The 17,956-nt window shown below is 59.7% G+C and carries 18 protein-coding genes; 6 read left to right on the top strand and 12 right to left on the bottom strand.

The features are described from left to right. Window positions 1–462: 462 nt before the first annotated feature. Window positions 463–1,227, top strand: coding sequence for an RIO1 family regulatory kinase/ATPase domain-containing protein (locus tag EDC28_RS00790; RefSeq protein WP_123420575.1), 765 nt, complete (start codon window positions 463–465; stop codon window positions 1,225–1,227). On the opposite strand, the gene EDC28_RS00785 is transcribed toward EDC28_RS00790, so the two are convergent. The 4 genes from EDC28_RS00785 to EDC28_RS00770 form a co-directional block, all read right to left on the bottom strand. Then, window positions 1,224–3,065, bottom strand: coding sequence for a putative bifunctional diguanylate cyclase/phosphodiesterase (locus EDC28_RS00785; RefSeq protein ID WP_050657761.1), 1,842 nt, complete (start codon window positions 3,063–3,065; stop codon window positions 1,224–1,226). The two genes, EDC28_RS00790 and EDC28_RS00785, sit on opposite strands and share 4 nt — an antisense overlap. Continuing rightward, entirely contained in the window at window positions 3,059–4,087 is a 1,029-nt protein-coding gene (locus tag EDC28_RS00780; RefSeq protein WP_211355707.1) for an FIST N-terminal domain-containing protein, read from the bottom strand. Before EDC28_RS00780 ends, EDC28_RS00785 begins: the two co-directional genes overlap by 7 nt. 111 nt (window positions 4,088–4,198) lie before the next feature. After that, the gene (gene hemL, locus EDC28_RS00775; protein WP_123420343.1) at window positions 4,199–5,479 is read right to left on the bottom strand and encodes a glutamate-1-semialdehyde 2,1-aminomutase; all 1,281 of its coding nucleotides are present in this window, start codon (window positions 5,477–5,479) and stop codon (window positions 4,199–4,201) included. 9 nt (window positions 5,480–5,488) lie between these two features. Next, entirely contained in the window at window positions 5,489–6,505 is a 1,017-nt protein-coding gene (locus EDC28_RS00770; protein WP_050657758.1) for an aspartate carbamoyltransferase, read from the bottom strand. 153 nt (window positions 6,506–6,658) lie between these two features. On the opposite strand from EDC28_RS00770, the gene clcA reads away from it, so the two are divergent. Next, window positions 6,659–8,050: a H(+)/Cl(-) exchange transporter ClcA gene (gene clcA, locus EDC28_RS00765; protein ID WP_050657757.1), complete on the top strand. Its 1,392-nt coding sequence runs from the start codon at window positions 6,659–6,661 to the stop codon at window positions 8,048–8,050. An 80-nt stretch (window positions 8,051–8,130) separates the two neighbouring features. Beyond that, window positions 8,131–8,472: an iron-sulfur cluster insertion protein ErpA gene (gene erpA / locus EDC28_RS00760; protein WP_050657756.1), complete on the top strand. Its 342-nt coding sequence runs from the start codon at window positions 8,131–8,133 to the stop codon at window positions 8,470–8,472. 52 nt (window positions 8,473–8,524) lie between these two features. Here the strand turns inward: erpA and EDC28_RS00755 are convergent, their stop codons facing one another. The 3 genes from EDC28_RS00755 to EDC28_RS00745 form a co-directional block, all read right to left on the bottom strand. Continuing rightward, entirely contained in the window at window positions 8,525–9,886 is a 1,362-nt protein-coding gene (locus tag EDC28_RS00755) for an MATE family efflux transporter (protein WP_244946519.1), read from the bottom strand. A gap of 1 nt (window position 9,887) precedes the next feature. Beyond that, window positions 9,888–10,310, bottom strand: coding sequence for a MarR family winged helix-turn-helix transcriptional regulator (locus EDC28_RS00750; RefSeq protein WP_123420342.1), 423 nt, complete (start codon window positions 10,308–10,310; stop codon window positions 9,888–9,890). Between the two features lie 74 nt (window positions 10,311–10,384). Continuing rightward, window positions 10,385–11,218 carry an N-acetylmuramoyl-L-alanine amidase gene (locus EDC28_RS00745; protein ID WP_170164008.1) on the bottom strand — a complete coding sequence of 278 codons (834 nt, stop codon included), beginning with the start codon at window positions 11,216–11,218 and terminating at the stop codon, window positions 10,385–10,387. Between the two features lie 190 nt (window positions 11,219–11,408). Here EDC28_RS00745 and EDC28_RS00740 point away from each other — a divergent pair, with 190 nt between their 5' ends. Both EDC28_RS00740 and EDC28_RS00735 read left to right on the top strand, forming a co-directional pair. Beyond that, a complete protein-coding gene (locus EDC28_RS00740) occupies window positions 11,409–12,266 on the top strand; it encodes an oxygenase MpaB family protein (protein WP_123420340.1) in 858 nt (285 codons plus the stop codon). A 100-nt stretch (window positions 12,267–12,366) separates the two neighbouring features. Then, window positions 12,367–13,260 carry a dioxygenase family protein gene (locus EDC28_RS00735; RefSeq protein WP_123420339.1) on the top strand — a complete coding sequence of 298 codons (894 nt, stop codon included), beginning with the start codon at window positions 12,367–12,369 and terminating at the stop codon, window positions 13,258–13,260. A gap of 25 nt (window positions 13,261–13,285) precedes the next feature. Here the strand turns inward: EDC28_RS00735 and EDC28_RS00730 are convergent, their stop codons facing one another. Together EDC28_RS00730 and EDC28_RS00725 are read right to left on the bottom strand one after the other, a co-directional pair. Next, window positions 13,286–13,783 (bottom strand): hypothetical protein, encoded by a 498-nt coding sequence (locus EDC28_RS00730; RefSeq protein ID WP_123420338.1) that lies wholly within the window; start codon window positions 13,781–13,783, stop codon window positions 13,286–13,288. A gap of 113 nt (window positions 13,784–13,896) precedes the next feature. Continuing rightward, entirely contained in the window at window positions 13,897–14,223 is a 327-nt protein-coding gene (locus EDC28_RS00725; protein WP_123420337.1) for a hypothetical protein, read from the bottom strand. 193 nt (window positions 14,224–14,416) lie between these two features. Here EDC28_RS00725 and EDC28_RS00720 point away from each other — a divergent pair, with 193 nt between their 5' ends. After that, a complete protein-coding gene (locus EDC28_RS00720) occupies window positions 14,417–15,151 on the top strand; it encodes an endonuclease/exonuclease/phosphatase family protein (protein ID WP_123420336.1) in 735 nt (244 codons plus the stop codon). A 26-nt stretch (window positions 15,152–15,177) separates the two neighbouring features. Here the strand turns inward: EDC28_RS00720 and EDC28_RS00715 are convergent, their stop codons facing one another. From EDC28_RS00715 to EDC28_RS00705, 3 genes are all read right to left on the bottom strand, one after another. Next, window positions 15,178–15,522 carry a hypothetical protein gene (locus tag EDC28_RS00715; protein WP_123420335.1) on the bottom strand — a complete coding sequence of 115 codons (345 nt, stop codon included), beginning with the start codon at window positions 15,520–15,522 and terminating at the stop codon, window positions 15,178–15,180. A gap of 62 nt (window positions 15,523–15,584) precedes the next feature. Then, window positions 15,585–16,796, bottom strand: coding sequence for a glycerophosphodiester phosphodiesterase family protein (locus EDC28_RS00710; RefSeq protein WP_123420334.1), 1,212 nt, complete (start codon window positions 16,794–16,796; stop codon window positions 15,585–15,587). A gap of 79 nt (window positions 16,797–16,875) precedes the next feature. Continuing rightward, complete coding sequence (locus EDC28_RS00705) at window positions 16,876–17,904, bottom strand: patatin-like phospholipase family protein (RefSeq protein ID WP_123420333.1); 1,029 nt, start codon at window positions 17,902–17,904, stop codon at window positions 16,876–16,878. Window positions 17,905–17,956 lie beyond the last annotated feature (52 nt).

The following is a 17,956-nucleotide window of genomic DNA, read 5'->3' as shown; positions in this document are numbered from 1 at the left end:
TGAGCATTGTTCGAAAATAGTAGATATAGTTTCTCAGTTTTTAATGAAGCCTTAAGGTTGAAGGTGATGACAGCTGGCCTTTAAAATTGTGACAGTTAGATTTCAAGACACTGTCACGGTTGGCGCTGGCGCCTTGGTGGTACCTGACAACGGAACTGTCGGTAACGCGGCCTTTTGGCCGGGCTCTCCTCCCTACCTGCCGGTACTGGCTCAAGGTCACTACCACTGTCTTGATGATGCAAAGGCAAGACGCCTGTTGTGGGCATCAACGGACTGACTAACTCCCTGGCTGCAACTTAGCCGCCTTCTTCTTGGCCATGGGCCCCCGGTTGGGGCTGGTGGTTTTAGTAACAGGTAATGTTGCTCATTTTCATTGGTTTTCGCTTTTTCGCCGCTGCCCTCTGGGCACCAAGGCAGGTGCTCCTTTGGAGCCAAAACACCGTTAGTGGTGAGGTTGTCGTGATGAATGCACTCAAAAGTCGCGTATTGGCTGCCCTAGCCAGTCGTTTTGCGGAGAGATCCTTCGCCTTCGACAAGCTGGAAGTGATGCACAAAGGGCGTTTTGCCAACGCCATCGTCATGCGCTACCGCGATGACGATATCGACTTGGTTATCAAAGACTTTTCCCATTGTCCCTGGCCGGTGCGCTTCACCGCCGGGCGCTTTTTCGTGGGCCGCGAAGCCAAGGCCCTGGCGCGCCTGCAAGGCATTGAAGGGGTGGCTCCCCAGAGCTATCGCCTCAACGAGTTGATGCTGGCTTATCCCTTTATCGAAGGCACCCCTCTTCGCAATCTCAAAAAAACCGAGCAGCGCCTGCCGCGCCAGTTCTTTTTGGAGCTCGAGAAGATGGTGGCCGAGATGCACCGCCGTGGGGTGGTGCACCTGGATCTGCGTAACCTGGGGAACGTGCTGGTAGGGGACGACGGCAAGCCGCACTTTATCGATTTTCAATCGTCGCTGCGCTATGTGCGCTTCCCCGGTTGGGTGCAGGGCTTTATGCGTGGCGCTGACTTGAGCGGCGTCTACAAAGCTTGGAAGAGCCTGTGTGAAGAGCCGCTGTCGGCGCACCGGGAACAGTTTTTCGACAACTACAACCTGCTGCGCAAACGCTGGATCTTCAAGGGCTACCCCCTGACCCGCACCGCCATCAAGGTGCGCACCGCCGGGGCGCAAATGGCCCTGGCCGGCGGCGAGCTGGTGCGTAACGTGCTGGAGCGCATTTTCTAAAGCGCCAGTTGCCAGTGTTGGCCCCGGCGTTCTAGCCGGGCCAGCAAATCATCCGGTGCCAGCGGCCGGCTGAAGTAGTAGCCCTGCACCACAGGGCACTGCAAGGACTGCAAAATCGCCAGTTGCTCGGCGGTCTCCACCCCCTCTGCCACCACGTCCATCCCCAGCTTGTGGGCGATGGCAATGAGCGCCGCCACCAGGGTGTACTCGCGGTCACGCTCGGGCAGCGCTTGCACGAAGCTCTTGTCGATCTTCAGCACGTTGAAGGGATGCTCGGTGAGATAACGCAGCGACGAATAGCCGGTGCCAAAATCGTCCAGCGCCAAGCCGACACCCAGCTCCTCCACCACTGCCAGAGATTGGCGCACCTGCGGGTGCGAGGTGTCCAGCACCGCCCTTTCGGTCAGTTCCAGCTCCAGTTGCCCGGACGGCAGTTGGTACTTTTCCAGCAACCGCTGTAACTGGGTGTGCAGCTCATGGGTGCGCAGCTGCCGGGCCGAAAGATTGACTGACATCACCGGGTTAAAACCCAGCTCGCGCCAGGCGGCCAATTGGCGGCAGGCCTCTTCCAGCACCCAAAGGCCGATGGGCAGGATTTGCCCGTCTTCCTCGGCGATGGGAATAAATTGGTCTGGCGGTACCTGGCCCAGTTTGGGGTTGTACCAGCGCAGCAGCGCCTCCACCCCCACCACCTGGTTGTCGTCCAGTTTGACCTGGGGCTGGTAGACCAGTTGGAACTCGTTATACCCCAGGGCCTGGCGCAGGGCTTGTTCCACCAGGATACGGCGGGACAGGGATTCGTTCAGAGCCGGGGTAAAGAAGCGGTAGCGGGTGTCGTCGGATTCGCGGGCCTGGGCCATGGCCGCCTCGGCGTTACGGATCAATACCGAAGGGTCGTTGCCGTCCTCGGGGTACATGGCGATACCGGCGTGGGCATCGACGGTGATCTCCTTGCCCTGAATGCGAAAAGGCGCCTTGAGACAGTCGATAAGCTTGGCCGCCACCACCTCGGCAGTCTTGGCCTTGGCGGCCCGCTCAAGAATGACAATAAATTGGTCTGAGGCCAGGCGGGCCAAGGTATCGGCCGGGCGCAATGCGGCGCGCCAGCGACAGGCCAGAGCCGAGAGCAATTGGTCCCCCAGCCAGTGGCCGTGCAAGTCGTTCACGTCTTTGAAGCGGGCCAGGTCTAAAAACAGCACCATCACATGGCCATCGTCTTTTTCGTGGCCGACCATGGCCTGTTGCAGCCGGTCAAAGGCCAGCAGCCGGTTGGGCAGGCCAGTGAGGTTGTCGAGGGTGGTTTGCTTTTTCAGGCTCTGGGTCATGCGAAAGCGGTGAATAAGCTCACAAAAGAGCGATAACACCGCTTCGAGGAAGGGCACTTCGTCGGCACTTAGAGTGAGGCCATGGCCGTCTTCGCTTTTCAGGCCAATCAGCAGTGCCAATTCGTGGTTACTGCTAAAGGCCAAGCGTGAAAACAAAGGCGGCTCGCCTAATACAGCCAGCCAGGGCGGCAATGGGTTGGGTGCTTGCCAAAGCAGCTGACTCTCGCCACGGGCAAGCACCGGCAACGCGCCTTGCCAGCGGCCAAGCTGGCCGATGCAGTGCCAGGCGTTGTCTACCGGCCGATACAGAGCCACGGCGTCCAGCAGGCCACTTTTCAAAAAAAGGTGCAGCAGGGTGCGAATAAGGGCCGATTCTTCTTCGGCCTCGGCGGCTTCCTGGTAGCCGTCGCGCACCAGGCGGGAGAGCACTCGGCTGCGACGCACTTCACGGCTCAGGCGGGTGCGCTCGGCAAGCCCGGCCACCAGTTGCTGGCGGATCTGATGCTCTACCATTGCAGCAGCACTCCGCTCCAGTTGATAAGCCGGCTCTCGCCGCCTTGGGAAGCGAGCTCGGCGCCGGAGAAGATACCGACCACATCCTTACCCAGGTATTGGCGCACCAAGTCGGCTTCTTCTTGCAAGGCACCGCTAAAGGCGCCGGTGCGGCCAGCGCAGTTGATATAAAAGCTCGGCTTGTTGGGGATAAAGCCGCCCAGTTGCTGCTCTACATCCACGAAGGTGCTGTCGGCGCTGCGGCTCATCAGCACCGCCTGCTGGCCTGGAGGGAAGTAACCGGTGGCCATGCGCAGGCTTTTATCCTCGGCGTTGGCCTCGGCGATAAGGTGGCTGGAAAAATGCTCCTGCCAGGGTTGTCCCAAAGAGAGATGACGCAGAAAGGCGCCGCGAAGCTCGGCTTCATCAAGCCCCGTTATTTGGCTGATGACTTCCAGCGCCGGCTTGTCGTCAAGGCGCTGCACCCATTGGCCGTCAGCCTGGGTTACCGTCAGCGGCTCGCTGATGGGCACCGAGCCGTGGCTGACGGCGCTTTGGGTTGGCTGCGGTATTTTCACCGCCACCAGGCAGTCGTTGGCAACCCGGTCGCCGCAAAAGAGGAAGCTGGACTGGCGGTTAAAATCCCCCAGCAAGGACGCGCCCATCAGGGTGCAATGGCGAAGGGGCTCCAGGGCCGTGGCGGGCCAGCCGGCCAAGTGATCAAAAAAGCACAGGGCAAAGTCTTCGCCTTGCCAATCGGCAACCTGGCCCAGTTCGCTTTGCTTGAAAACGTTGAACTGCGGCTCGCTATCAAACAGCAGCAGCATGGCTTCAAAGCCGCCGTATTCAACGCCGCTTGGGGTGATGATGCCGCAGCAGCTGCCACCGATAAGAGGAAGGGATCCCAGGCGGCGCTGCACATCGCTGAACAGCCCCTGGGCCTCGTGAAATCCGCTGGCAAATAACAGCCCCCAGCGTGCGCCTTGAACATTGGGTTGGCGCCTAACCAATTGGGCGGCCGCCTGACGACTGTCGGGGGCCAAACTCCAGCTCGTATTAAACATGATTTTTATAATGAGTGAGCGTCCAGGCCAATCTAGACCGGGGGCAGGGGAAATGTAAAGGGGCTGTTGCGACAGCCCCTTGAGTGGTACTTACAGCGCGGCGAATGCCTTGGCCGCCGCCGCCAGGGTGGCGTCGATGTCGGCATCGGTATGGGCCAGGGACAAAAAGCCCGCCTCGAAGGCGCTGGGGGCAAGGTAGATGCCTTCTTGCAACATCAGGTGGAAGAAGCGTTTGAATTTCTCCACATCACAGGCGCAGGCCTGCTCGAAGTTGCTGACCGTCTCTTCACCGGTAAAGAAGAAGCCGAACATGGCGCCGGCGTAGTTTACCGCCAGGGCTACACCGGCCTTATCGGCAGCGGCTTTGAGGCCCAGGGCCAGCTTCTCGGTTTTGGCCGCCAGGGCCGCTTCGTTGCCGGGTTGGTCCAGGGCGTTAAGGGCGGCAAGGCCGGCCGACATGGCCACCGGGTTACCGGAGAGGGTACCGGCCTGATACACCGGGCCCAGGGGCGCCAGGAATTCCATTATTTCGCGCTTACCACCAAAGGCGCCCACCGGCATGCCGCCGCCGATGATCTTGCCCAGGGTGGTCAGATCCGGTTTCACGCCGTAAAAGGCCTGGGCGCCGCCAAGGGCGACCCGAAAGCCGGTCATCACTTCATCGAAGATCAACACCGCGCCGTAGCGGTCACAAAGGCTGCGAAGGCCTTCGAGGAAGCCTTTGATGGGCGGCACGCAGTTCATGTTGCCAGCCACCGGCTCGACGATAATGGCGGCCACGTCGTCACCCACTTCTTTGAAAATGGCTTCTACCGAGGCCAAGTCGTTATAGGTGGCGGTGAGGGTGTGCTTGGCAAATTCGGCCGGTACCCCAGGAGAGGTGGGCACGCCCATGGTCAGCATGCCGGAGCCGGCTTTGACTAGCAGGGTGTCGGCGTGGCCGTGGTAGTTACCTTCGAACTTGATGATCTTATTGCGGTTGGTGTAGCCACGGGCCAGGCGGATGGCGCTCATGGTGGCTTCGGTGCCAGAGTTGACCATCCGCACCATGTCCATGCTCGGCACCAGGGTGCAGACCTTCTCGGCCATGGCCACTTCCAGCTCGGTGGGGGCGCCAAAAGACAAACCCTTTTGTGCGGCCTTGATCACCGCTTCGCGAATAGCCGGGTGGTTGTGGCCGAGGATCATCGGGCCCCAGGAGCCCACGTAATCGATGTAGCGCTTGGCGTCTTCGTCAAAGACGTAGGCGCCGTCGGCGTGCTCGATAAAGAGCGGGGTGCCGCCCACGCCGTTAAAGGCGCGAACCGGGGAGTTCACGCCACCGGGGATGCGGCGGCGGGCTTTGCTGAACAGGTCTTCAGAACGGGACATGTCAATTCCTTATAGCGATGCCTTGGTGGAGTGCCAAAGCACGGGGGCGTCGTATTTTTCCAGCAGGTGGTCGACCCCAAGGGTCAGGGCGAACAGCGCCATGCGAATCAGCACACCGTTGTCGGCCTGGCGGAAGATGGCAAGGCTGGGGTGCTCGTTCAGGTCGTTATCCAGCTCATTGGCCTCGGCCCGCGAATCGCGGGGCAGGGGGTGCATGATCACGGTGTTGGACTTGGCGTGCTGGGTGTAAATGCTTTGATTGAGGCGAAAGCGGCCGCGGTATTGGCGGGCGTCTTCCAAAGACGGAAAGCGCTCTTCCTGGATGCGGGTCAGGTAGCAGATATCGGCTTGGCTGAGGCTGCCTTCGAGGCGGTCGGTAATGACGATCTGGTGGCCGGCGTCGTCAAGAATACTGAGCACTTCGTCAGGCATGGCAAGCTCCGGCGGCGACACCAGGGTAAAGCGAATGTCTTTGTACAGGCGCAGCAGTTTAGCCAAAGAGTGCACGGTGCGGCCATGCTTGAGGTCGCCGACCATGGCGATGTGCATGCCGTCGATGCCCTGGCCGCGGCCCTTGAGTTCTTTCTCGATGGTGTAAAGGTCTAAAAGAGCTTGGGTGGGGTGCTCGTTGGCGCCATCGCCGCCGTTGATCACCGGCACCCGCGAGCCCTTGGCAAATTCGGCCACCGAGAAGGAGTCGGGGTGGCGCATGGCAATCACATCCGAATAGCTTGAGAGCACCCTGGCGGTGTCATAAAGGCTCTCGCCTTTGCTCAGCGATGAACTGGCCAGGCCTACGGTTTCGCGGACCATGCCGCCCAGCAAGTTGAAGGCGCAGCCAAAACTCACCCGGGTACGGGTGCTGGGCTCGAAAAACAGATTGCCGAGGATGGCCCCTTCCAGCACCTTGGTGCGTTTGCGGCGATGGGCGTAGGGTTCCATGCGGTCAGCAACGCCGAAGATGTCGTTAATGGCATCGCGGTCCAGTTGCTTGACGGAAAGAATATTGGTACCGGTGAAGTTCATGGGCGTCCTCGTTGGGTGGGGGCAGGGCGCCGTCCAGCGGGGCTGGCCTGGCTGGACCGGCATTATAGTGGTTATGGCGTCCTCACAAAAGCCAACTTTTGCGTCGCTTTTGTTATACTGCCAAGCCTTCCTAACCTACTGACTTCCAACGCCATGCAACCGAAAGCACAGTCAAGCAGCCTGGTCCGGCTTTTTTTAGCAGCCGACAAGGTGCCGCTATGGCTTTTGCTGCTCTCGGCCCTGGTGGGCGGCATCGCCGGTTTGCTGGCAACCGGCTTTCAGGCCGGCTTGCACCAGGTGCTGGCCTGGCGTGTTGAAGGCATTAGTCTCTGGGCTCAATGGGGCCTGCCGCGCTGGTTTTTAGCCATGCTCAGCACCGCGCTGATGACGGTATTGGCGCTGTGGCTCACCTTTAAATTCTCCCCTGAAGCGGCCGGCTCCGGCATCCCCGAAATCGAAGGGGCTCTGGATAACTTGCGGCCGGTACGCTGGTGGCGAGTGCTGCCGGTCAAGCTCTTTGGCGGCTTTTTGGCTCAGGGCGGCGGCCTGGTGCTGGGCCGTGAAGGGCCGACGGTGCAGTTGGGCGGCGCCGCGGGCAAGATGGTGGGCGATTTGTTTAAGGTCAGTAAAGACAACGCCCATGCGCTGCTGGCAGCGGGGGCGGCAGCCGGTTTGTCGGCAGCCTTTAACGCGCCTTTGGCCGGCGTGCTGTTTGTGATTGAAGAGATGCGCCCGCAGTTTCGCTACGGCCTTATCTCCATCAAATGCGTACTGATTGGCACCGTGGTAGCCAACGTGGTGTGCCGCGCCTTTCTTGGCCAGCAGGCCTCTATCGAGATGCCAAGCTACAGCGCGCCGGATCTCAACACTCTTGCCCTGTACCTGCTGCTGGGCGGCCTCTTTGGCGCCTTTGGCATCCTCTTTAATAAAGGGGTGGTGTGGACCCAGGACTGGTACGCCCGCTACCACCAAGGCCAGCTTGGCCGCCGCCTGGTGATTGGCGCCATTTTGGGGGCAGTGCTTGGGCTGCTGACCGTGTATGGGCCGGATCTCACCGGTGGCGGCATTGAGATCATCCCGGCGGTGACCGTGGGCAGCTTTACCGTGGGTACTTTGCTGCTGCTCTTTATCGGCCGGGTGGTCACCACCTTGCTGTGCTTTGGCTCCGGGGCGCCGGGGGGCATTTTTGCGCCGATGCTGGCCCTTGGCACCCTCTTTGGCATGTGTTTTGGCTCCTTGAGCCAGAGCCTGCTGCCGGGGCTGGACATCCAGCCCGGCACCTTTGCCATCGCCGGTATGGGGGCGCTTTTTGCCGCCACGGTGCGGGCGCCGCTGACCGGCATTATTTTGGTCATCGAAATGACCAACAACTATCTGCTGATTTTGCCGCTGCTCATCACCTGCCTTGGCGCCACCATGGTGGCCCAGGCGCTGGGCGGCAAGCCCCTTTACGGCCAGCTTTTAGCCCGCACCCTGGCGGCAGAGGCCCGGGCCAAAGCCCAGGCCCAACAGATGGACACACAAAAGGAAGCGGCCTCGGCCTGAATAACCTCACAAGGCCCATGGTTGAAGCCGGGGCCTTAGCGGGGGGATAATGTCCGGTACTTTGGTTTTCGGAGTCTCTAATGAGCGAAGCACCCATGCCCATCCAGTTTACCGATGCGGCGGCCCTCAAGGTCAAAGGCCTGATTGAGGAAGAGCAAAACCCTGAGCTGAAACTGCGGGTTTATGTGACCGGTGGCGGCTGCTCTGGGTTCCAGTACGGCTTTACCTTCGACGAGAAGGTAAACGACGGCGACACCCTGATTGAAAAAGAAGGCGTGACCCTGGTGGTTGACCCCATGAGCCTGCAATACCTGGTGGGCGGCACTGTCGACTACACCGAAGGCCTGCAAGGCTCCCGCTTCCTGGTCAATAACCCCAACGCCACCACCACCTGCGGTTGCGGCTCGAGCTTCTCGGTCTAAGCCCGCCCCGCAAAAAAGGCAGCCAGATGGCTGCCTTTTTTATTGCCTCGCCTCAGCCTTGTGCATCCAGCGGCACCAGGGTGGGCAGTTTTCTGGCCATCTCGCGTCTTGCCAAAACATAACTGAGCACCGCTTGCATAAAGCCCACCCACACCGACCAATGCCAGAGTTCCGTTAGGGCAAAATCCCCCTGGTGCGCCAGGTAAAAGGCGCCGGCGGCAAAGAGTGCCAGGCGGCTGGCGGCGGTAAACAGTGCCGGCCAGGTGTTACCCATGCCCTGGAAGAAACTGGAGCAGGTAAAGTTGATGCCGCTTGCCACAAAGATAAAGGAGATGATGGCCAAAAACTGTTCGGCAAAGGCCAGTACCGCAGGGTCTTGGGTAAAGACCTCGGCCAGGGCCTGGGGCTGCCATTGGCACAGCAACATGGCGAAGGTCATCAGCACCACTTCAATCAGCAGTGCCTTGTTGAGGGCCTCGCGGATACGCCCTCCCTGGCCGGCGCCGAGGTTCTGGCCGACGATAGCCGGCAGCGCGAAGGACACCGCCATGGCCGGCATAAAGAAGAACTGCATCAACCGGCTGCCCACCCCATAGGCGGCCTGAGCCTGGCTGCCAAAGTCCTTGATAACCCAGTAACTGAGCGCCGTGGAGGCAAACAGCATTAAAAACTCGCCCCCCGAGGGCAGGCCGATATTAAAAAGCTGTTTCCACACCGCGAAGTTGGGTTTGAGCAGGGCAATATCGAGTTTCACCAGGTGCTCTAAGCGCAGGAAATACCAGGCCAATAGCACCACCCCCACCAGCACCGCCAGGGTGCTGGAAAAGGCCGCCCCCATCACCCCCAGCGGGTACCCGGTCAGCCAGCCGGCGGTCATGATGGGGGTGAGGATGATATTGGCCAGCACCGTCAGCATCTGCACCACCATGGTGGGTTTGACGATGCCGGTGCCGCGAAGGGCGGCCCCCATCACGCTGCTGACAAACATCAGCGCCAGCCCCGGCAGGTACCAGTGCAGGTAAACGATGCCGGCTTGCCGGGTCGGCGCGTCGGCGGCAAGGGACGCCATGTAGGTATCTGCTACCCAATAGCCAAAGCCCAAGGTGAGGGCGGTGAGCAGCAGGGCTATCAACAGCGCCTGGTTGAACACCAGGTTGGCATTGCCGGTCTGCCTGGCGCCCACGGCCCGGGCGATAAGGGCCACGGTGCCCACACTCAGCATTTGCGTGAGCGCCATCACCAGCATCATCACGTTGGAAGCGGCATTCACCCCGGCAAGGGCGGTGCTGCCGAGGCTGGCAACGAAGTACAGGTCCACCATCAAGTACAGGGTCTGCACCACCATGCCGACGGTAATGGGCAGGGCCATGGCCAGGATTTGCTTTGTTACCGAGCCTTGGGTCAGATCGCGCATGTTATTTTCGCTCCAACAGGCGTTGGCAAAGGCCGGTCAGCGCTACGATGTCGCTCTCTGGCAAGGTGCCCAGCAGCTCGTCGGCGCTTTGATGGAAGGTGGCTTCGGCTTCTGCCAGGCGCTGCTGCCCGGCGGCCGACAGCCTGACCAAACTGACCCTGGCATCCCGCGGGTTGGCCTCTCGCTCCACCAGGTGCAGCTTTTCCATGGGCAGCAGCAGACGGGTGACCCCCGAGGCGCTGAGGCCGGTTTGCTCGGCCAAGTCGATACGGCGCAGGCTCATTTGCGGCGCCCGGGCCAGCTGCTGCATTACCTGCAGCTCGGTAAAGCTGAGCCCGTGCAGGCTTAAGCGCCGTTCCAGTTGCTTGGTGAGCTGGCTATTAAGGGCGTTGATCGTCAACAGGGCGTCGCTATGAATAGACATTTGCGTTGTGCTTGCTTTATGCTTGAGTAAGCAAATACTTGATCGAATTAATGGCCAATGCAAGGCCTTAGTGATTATTTTTTGGACGTGGACGGCGTAGTTTGCAGCGGCTCTTGGCGGTACTGGGCCATCAGCGCCTCGGCCCGCTCGGGAAAATACTTCTCCAACAAGGCAAAGAGGCAGGCAGCGGTGTCGCTGTCCCAGACGCCATCATAACGGCTGGGGCGAAAGTGCATTTGGAACATGGTCACCACTGCCTGGCTCAGGGTATCTAGTTGGCCGCTGGGCTCCAGGGCGTAGCCGTAGGCGTTAAAGGCCTTTTGCATCAACAAGGTGGACGGTAAGCGTTGGTCGAACAGCTGGTGGAAGCGCGATTGGGTATCGGCGTCGTACCAGGCGCCAACGCCGCTTAAGTAAAGCTGGTGCCAGGGAAAGCGCGGGCCGGGGTCGTCCTTGCGAAGCGGGGCAATGTCGGCGTGGCCCACCACCTGGGTGGGGCCGATGTCCGGGTGGCGCTTGAGGATGTCTTGGGCCAGGGCCGTTACCAAGGCGATTTGCGCTTTATCAAAGGGTGGGTAGTCGCAGTGGCGCAGGATGATGCCTTGAGGATAAGGGGGCGGATCGCACTGGGGCACGTTGACAATTTCGATGCCGATGGCGGTGTCGTTAAGGTTGCTGCGGCCCTGCCAGTCGCTGGCGCCGGCATGCCAGGCCCGCTGGTTTTCATCCACCAGTTGGAATATTTTGAGCGTGCCGTAGGGGTAGCTGGGGTCGCCAGATTCGGGCACCAGATAGTGGCTGGAGACATAATCGCCCTTGGCCAGGTCGCCGACCGAGCCGGCAAAATCCTCGGCGGTAAAATGCAGCACCAGAAACTGCACCCTGTCGTTATAACTTTTGGCAGGCATCTGACTGATGGGCAGGCCGGTGCAGCCGGTCAGCAGCAGGCTTAACAGCCATAACCTCATGGCAAAGTCCTTGAATGTTTTTTCCATGCTAGGAGAAAAGCGCCAATCTGCCCAAGCAATGGCTTGTTTTTATTAAGGTTGGCCAGGCTTTAGGGTAGGCTGTGGCGAGCATATCCGAGGTAGGGCAGTGATGCGCCAGCTGATCGAAAAACAGGTACTGAGCCTGACCGGCCTTGCCATTGGCGGGGTGGATTACCATCACCCCAAGCACGACCCTGGGCTTTACGGGCCTGAGTCTATGGTCTGGCAGGTCCACGGCGATTTTACCTCCATGCTCTGTGGCGGTATCGCGGCGCTGCTGCTGCAGATGATGGAACCGCGTACCCTGGCCGGGGTGTGGGACCACTCCAATTTTCGCCAAGACATGCTGGGGCGCTTGCGCCGCACCGCTCGTTTTATCGCCGCCACTTCCTTTGCCAGTGAAGACCAAGCCCTGGCTCTTATCGAGCAGGTTAAGCGCATTCACGGCAAGGTTAGCGGCATCTGCCCTTATGGCCAGCCTTACAGCGCCAACTCTCCGCAATTGCTGACCTGGGTGCATGTCACTGAGGTGTCGAGCTTTCTGGCCGCCTACCTTCGCTATAAAGGCCCCTTGAGCCTTGATCAGCAAGACCGCTACTACCAAGAGGCCGCCCGTACCGCCGAGCTTTTAGGGGCAAGGTCGGTGCCTAAAAGTAGCCGCCAGGTGGCCGAGTACCTAGAAGCAATGCGGCCGCTTTTAAAAGTGGATGAGCGGACCCGCACCGTTCGCGATCTGTTGCGAGGCGGTCTGGATGGCGCGCCGCATCTCTCCCCGGTGTTGGCGCTGTTTATGGCTGGCGGCTGTGACCTGCTGCCTGGCTGGGCCGCCGAAGCCTTGGCGGTCGATATGAGCGAGTCCAAGCGCCGCTGGGTGCGCCGGGGCATTCATGGCAGTGCTAAGGTGCTGCGCTGGGCGGTGCGCGATAGTGCAAGGTTAAGGGCTCTTGCCCGCATGGCTCTTAACTGAGCCCGCTCTCCTTATTCTTTGTCAGGTTTTTTCCCAGCCTTCTCTCTAACCTCCGATTGACAGGTTTTTGCATTGCGTTAACAAACCGCCGGAGGACACCATGAGTCATCACAACAAGCGGCCGCTGAGCCGCAGAACCGTACTGACCGGCCTGGGCGCGGCCACCGTTACCTTGCCGTTTTGGACCTTGAGCGGCTGCTCGTCAGATTCAAGCGACACTACTGTTACCAGGACCGACAGCAGCAACAGCGGTTCAACGGGCAGCACCGGCTCAACAGGCACCGGCTCGGATCTCGACCTCAGCTACAGCTGGGCCAGCGGCGGCACCAGCGCCCTGACCGCCAATTTCCCTGACGACAGCCTCTTTGACAGTGCCAGTGCCTGCGCCCTGGCCTTGACCGGCACCCTTACCCAGGGGCCCTGTTACTTCAGCGTTGGTAGTCTCGACGATATTTCAGAGGGCCTGGATGGCTTGCCGATGCAGCTTTGCCTGCAGGTTATTGACAGCGACTGCAACCCGGTCTCCGGGCTGGAAGTGGAGGTGTGGCACTGTGACGTGGCGGGGATTTACTCTGGCGACACCAGCGATGCCGACGACGGCGGGCAACAATTTAACAGTGCCTTTTGTAGCGACAACGACCGCGAAGCGCTGCAATCGAAATGGTTTCGCGGCTACCAGGTGACCGACAGCAGCGGCCGGGTCAATTTTAAAAGCTGCTTTCCCGGCTGGTATTCGAGCCGCACCATCCATATCCATTTCAAAATCACCAGCAACGGCAACCAAGAGCTGGTCTCCCAGTTTTGCTTCCCCGACGCCCTGACCGCCAATATCTGCACCACCCAAAGCGATTACGCCAGCCGAGGCATCCAGGACACCACCCTTGCCAGTGGCCGCGACACCGTTTATGGCAGTGATTACGACGACTACCTCTTCGAGTGGCAACAAAACGAAGACGGCTCGCTGCTTGCCTTTAAAACCATTCAAATCAGCTGAAAAAGCCGCCCTTGGGCGGCTTTATTTAGAACTGGTAGCTTAGTATCACGCTACCGCTACCCTTTGATTTGTGACTTCTGCTGCCTTCGCCAAAGCCCCCTTCAAAGCGAATGCGAAAGCCCCTGTTATTAAGACCCTTGAAGTTGTAGCTGTAGGTCAGGCCGACACCGTTTACCACTTCCCAGTCAAAACCCGTGGCAAAAATACAAACAAATGCCTCTCCAGCGTTTTGACCCTCTTTGCAGAAAGTATGGCCATTTCTTATGCCCAAAGCACCACCCACTACGCCTATGGCGTGGTGTTTCTCGCCATCCAGGGCGTGCTCAAACCCAAGAGATGCGCCTCCTGTCACACCAAACTTTCCATTTAGGTACCAACGATTTTGATCGTCAGCGGTACCATAAGAAAGCTCTGGGACGACAAAAAAGGGATAGCCTGTTCCGACGGAGAAATGCATGTCGGCAAAGGAGAGGGTGGGTAGGCAAGACAAACCAATAGCAAGACCCAATAGTCTTTTTTTCATGAAGAGATATCCTTATCAGAAACGAAATATCAGTTATTTCAAGCGCTTTTGTTTTATCAGAGTCGCTGGTTCATGTGTTTCTGGAGATTTTTTTTTGTGACCGGCGCCACAATTTATTCACCCATCCTCGCTTTAACCGCTGGCGCACTGTAGGTGCAGTCATAAAGGCCTTGGGGGCTTTCCACGTCCAGGCTGTCGCTGCTGTATTGCCAGCCGTTGACGCTGAAACGCACATTGCCCTGGTAGGCAAGGCGGTTGGGGGTAGGGCGGCTGAGTGTGTCCCAGGCCAGCACTTTAAGCTCGCAGCGCGCTGAGCGAGCGGTAAATTCCTGGTACTGAGGGGCGCCAGTTGCGTCGAGGGTTTCGGCGCGATAGGCAATGTCGACGCCTTGGTTCATCAACAAGGGGGCGATAGAGCCGATAACGAGAGGGAGCAGCATAATAAATCCTTTTACCTATGCCAGATGTTCACGTTTTCCTTAAGTAGTCAAAGGTATCACAGAACCGGGCTTTGCACCTGGAGGTGGTTGAAAAATACCCTGAGTAAAGCAACAGAGAATTGCGTCAGGTCAGGCGCGGCTTTTGGCGGCCGGTGTTAGGATTAATGCCACTTCCCGCGTTTTTGGGTCCGGTATGCTAAAGCCCTTGTCGTTGCCTCAGCACCTTTGCCACCAAGATACTCATCTGGAGCAGAGCTTTGGGGTGCTTTGCTGGAACACCCAAAAGAAAACTCTGGATAGGCGCTTTCAATATCGGCTGTGGAGCCTGGTGCACCAGTACCCTTCGGCCATGTTGCTGCTCCAGGAGGCCAAGCTGCCCCTTGGCCAGCGCATCAACCTGGCCGGCCTTTCCTACGCCATGGCCCCCAACATCCAGACCGCCTCCCACCAATACGGGGTGCTGACCGCCTCGAACTGCCATTTCAGTGAGCTTGAGCCCTTGCTTAGCCACAGCCGCGAGCTGCGCTTTGCCACCCACAAAAGCGCCATGCTCAGTTGGCACCGGCTCCCTGACGGCCGGCCGCTGCTGGTGGCCAACGTGCATGCGGTGAACTTTGTGCATCACCGGCGTTTTTGGGCGGAGATGGAGGAGCTTCGCGGGCGCTTGCATCACCACAGCGGGCCCATGGTGGTGGCAGGGGATTTTAATGTCTGGAACCACAAACGAAACGGCTACCTGGCCGCCTTTGCCAAGGAGTTAGGGCTAACCCAGGCGGTGATGGAAAACCCCCACCACATCAAAAGCATGTTCCGCCTGCCCCTGGATTTCATCTTCTACCGTGGCCTGACCTTGGAAGCGGCAATTGCCATCGACACCGACGTGATCTCCGACCACAACCCCATCTACGCCCGCTTTGCTACCCATTGAAAAGGGCCTTGGCAGGCCCTTGATATTTACGGCTCGCTGCGGCCTGGGCCAAGCAGTGGGCACAGGAAGTACATATCTTCTTGGTCCATCTGGCCGTTGCCGTTGAGATCTATCCACCAGCGGCCGCCAAGGTAGCCCACATCGCCGGGGCCAAACTCGGTTTGGGCGCCATCGGCGCCCATAATCAGTTGTTGGAACCGGCCTGAGCCGGGCAGGGCATCGACGGCGGCAAAGGTGTCGAAGTACAAGCCCTGGCTGGTGACATAAATGGGGGTGCCGCCGCTTCGCCGGCCCTGGTTGTTGCCAGGGTCGGCGAGGGCGAGGGGTGACAGCAGGCCAAGGGCCAGGGCCGCCATGGTGAGGGTTTTCATCTTGCCTCCCGTGTTGTGAGTAAGGGGCAAGCACAAAGGACCGGGCGGCGGGCTAGTGGCTTTCAGTCAAGGCCCATGCAGTTGGCGTAGTAGGTGACGGTGCCGGGCCAGTCGCTGAAGATGGCTCTCACCCCTACCTGGCGGGCCAGCACGTCTAAAAGCGTCATTCGGTCGCCGTCCTTGTGGATGGCTTTTGCAATACTTTGGTAATACCAGCCGCCACCCCCGGCCAGGGGCCCTGACCGCTCAAAGCTCCAGGTGATGATGTCAAGGCCGGCGGCCTTGGCCGCCTTGGCATAGGCAGAGGGGACGATTTGGCCGTTCTCGTCCAGGGTCACCAGCATCCACAGTGGCGGCGCCAGGATATTCACCCCTTCTGCCTTTAGCTCGGCCATGGAAGGCTGCCAACTGGCGGCGTTCATGGGGTCAAAACCCGGTTGCTCGTCCCGCTCGTCAAGAAAGACCCCTTGTTTGCCAAAGGCTGGGGCGGCTTTGAGCCAGTAGCGGATGTCTTCAAGGTTAAAGGACTGGGGGAAGACGTCTTTGGGGTCGATGCCGGCGTCGACAAAGGTGTCGATGAGTTTTTGGGCGTAGGCCTGCTGGGTCATGCCGTTAAAGGGCATCCTCACCATGGGCGCCTTGAGCTCGGGGGTTTGTTTGACGCCGAGCTTTTTAAAAAGCGCGATGCTGTCTTTGAGGGTCGTCAGGGTGCCGGTCTGGCTGTATAGGTCGGTGCGCCAACCCGGGGAGCCCAAGAGGTACTGGGCCGGGGTTTGGGCTCTGGGGTTAAAGCCGTCCATCTTGCCTTTAAGGCGCTTGAATTCGGCGAGGGTGAAATCGCTGGTGCAGCACTGCGCTTGGGCAGGCTGGTCGCCGTTTGCCGGGGTAAAGGGGACCGAGCATTTGGCGGCAAGGTCGGGGATGAGCAGCACATTGGTGGTGGTGGCCAGATCGCACTGGCTGTGGCGGCACACCAGCTCTTTGTCTTTGGTAAAGGTGACGTCGCATTCGAGGGTGCCGGCCCCCATTACGGCCCCGGCCTGGTAGGCCTCTTGGGTGTGCTCGGGAAATTGCAGCGGCGCGCCGCGGTGGCCAAACACGAAATCGCTGCGATAAAAAGGCCCTGTGCGGCACTGCTCCAGGCGGTCTTTAAGGGGGCCAGGGCTCATGTCATCGACCAGATAAAAGGGCCGTGGCCCCACCTGGGCCGGTACTTTGGGGGCCGATTGGCAGCCGCCAAGGGCCAGGCAGGTAAGCAGTAGGTAGCGCAGCATCGGGGGTCCTTGTCCGGGGTGTTTTGTCTACCTTACCCAAGCTGGGTGACAATTGATGCAGTGGGAACCGCCCCCTTGTTTATTCATGGCTGGGCAGCATGGCGTCCAGATCCAGGGTGGCTTCCTTGCCGATGCGGTGGCCGTGTTCGGTCAAAAACTGCTCGGCGGCGCGGCGCCCCTCGTCTCTTAGCACCACTAGGAAAGACCATTCGGCGTTGAGCTTGGAGGAGTAGTCGAGCTTGAGCATCATGTCGGTGGTGATGCGGTGCATGCGCATGGTGGCCCAGCGGTTGCCCTCCTGGAATTGCGAGCAGATGCTGCGCCGTAAAAAAGCGATCATCCGCAGCTCTTTTAAAAGCCCGGCGTTAAAAGACACCTCGTTGATGCGGTTGGTGATGGCGTGGGCGGTGGTGGGGATCTCATCGCGCAGCACCGGGTTTATCTGTACCAAAATGGTGTCGTTGGCGCTTGAGCCCAGCATCAGCGGGCCAAGGGTTGGGTTACCGGAGTAGCCGCCGTCCCAGTAATATTCACCGTCTATTTCCACGGCGTGATAGAGGGTGGGCAGGCAGGCCGAGGCCAGCAGCACAGCGGTGCTCATTTGCTCTTGGCGAAACACCTTGCCGGCGCCGGTGTGCACGTTGGTGGCGCTGATAAAAAGCTTGATGGGGCCATTGGCGATACGCTCGAAATCCAGGCAGTTGTCGAGGATCATCGCCAACGGGTTGCCGCCGTAGGGGTTGAGATCGTAAGGCGATAGCATGCGGGCGGTCATGTCCATCAGCTGGTAGGCCGGCGAGTTCTCCAGCGACCAACTGCCCAGCAGCACATTGAGCGGGGTGCGCTGAATGGGGCTGAACATGGCGGCGTTGGCCACCATCCGCCAGAACTGGTGTAATTTTCGCCGGGCACCCACCCGGCCCTCTTCGGCGTAGCCGTCCACCAGTACCGCCGCGTTCATGGCCCCGGCGGAAGTGCCGGAAATGCCTTCTATGGTCAGCCATTGTTCCTGCAGCAACCTGTCCAGCACGCCCCAGGTAAAGGCGCCGTGGGAGCCACCGCCTTGTAGCGCCAGATCTACCGATACCTCTTGTTGCGCTGTCGCCATTACGTCGTTCCTCCAGGCAAAACATAGGTTGCCGCCAGCCTCTATCAAGGGG

The sequence above is a fragment of the Gallaecimonas pentaromativorans genome (genome assembly GCF_003751625.1).
Classification (GTDB): Bacteria; Pseudomonadota; Gammaproteobacteria; order Enterobacterales; family Gallaecimonadaceae; genus Gallaecimonas; species Gallaecimonas pentaromativorans.
The sequence above is the reverse complement of the archived record's forward strand: the minus strand, read 5'-3'. Positions and strand labels throughout refer to the sequence as shown.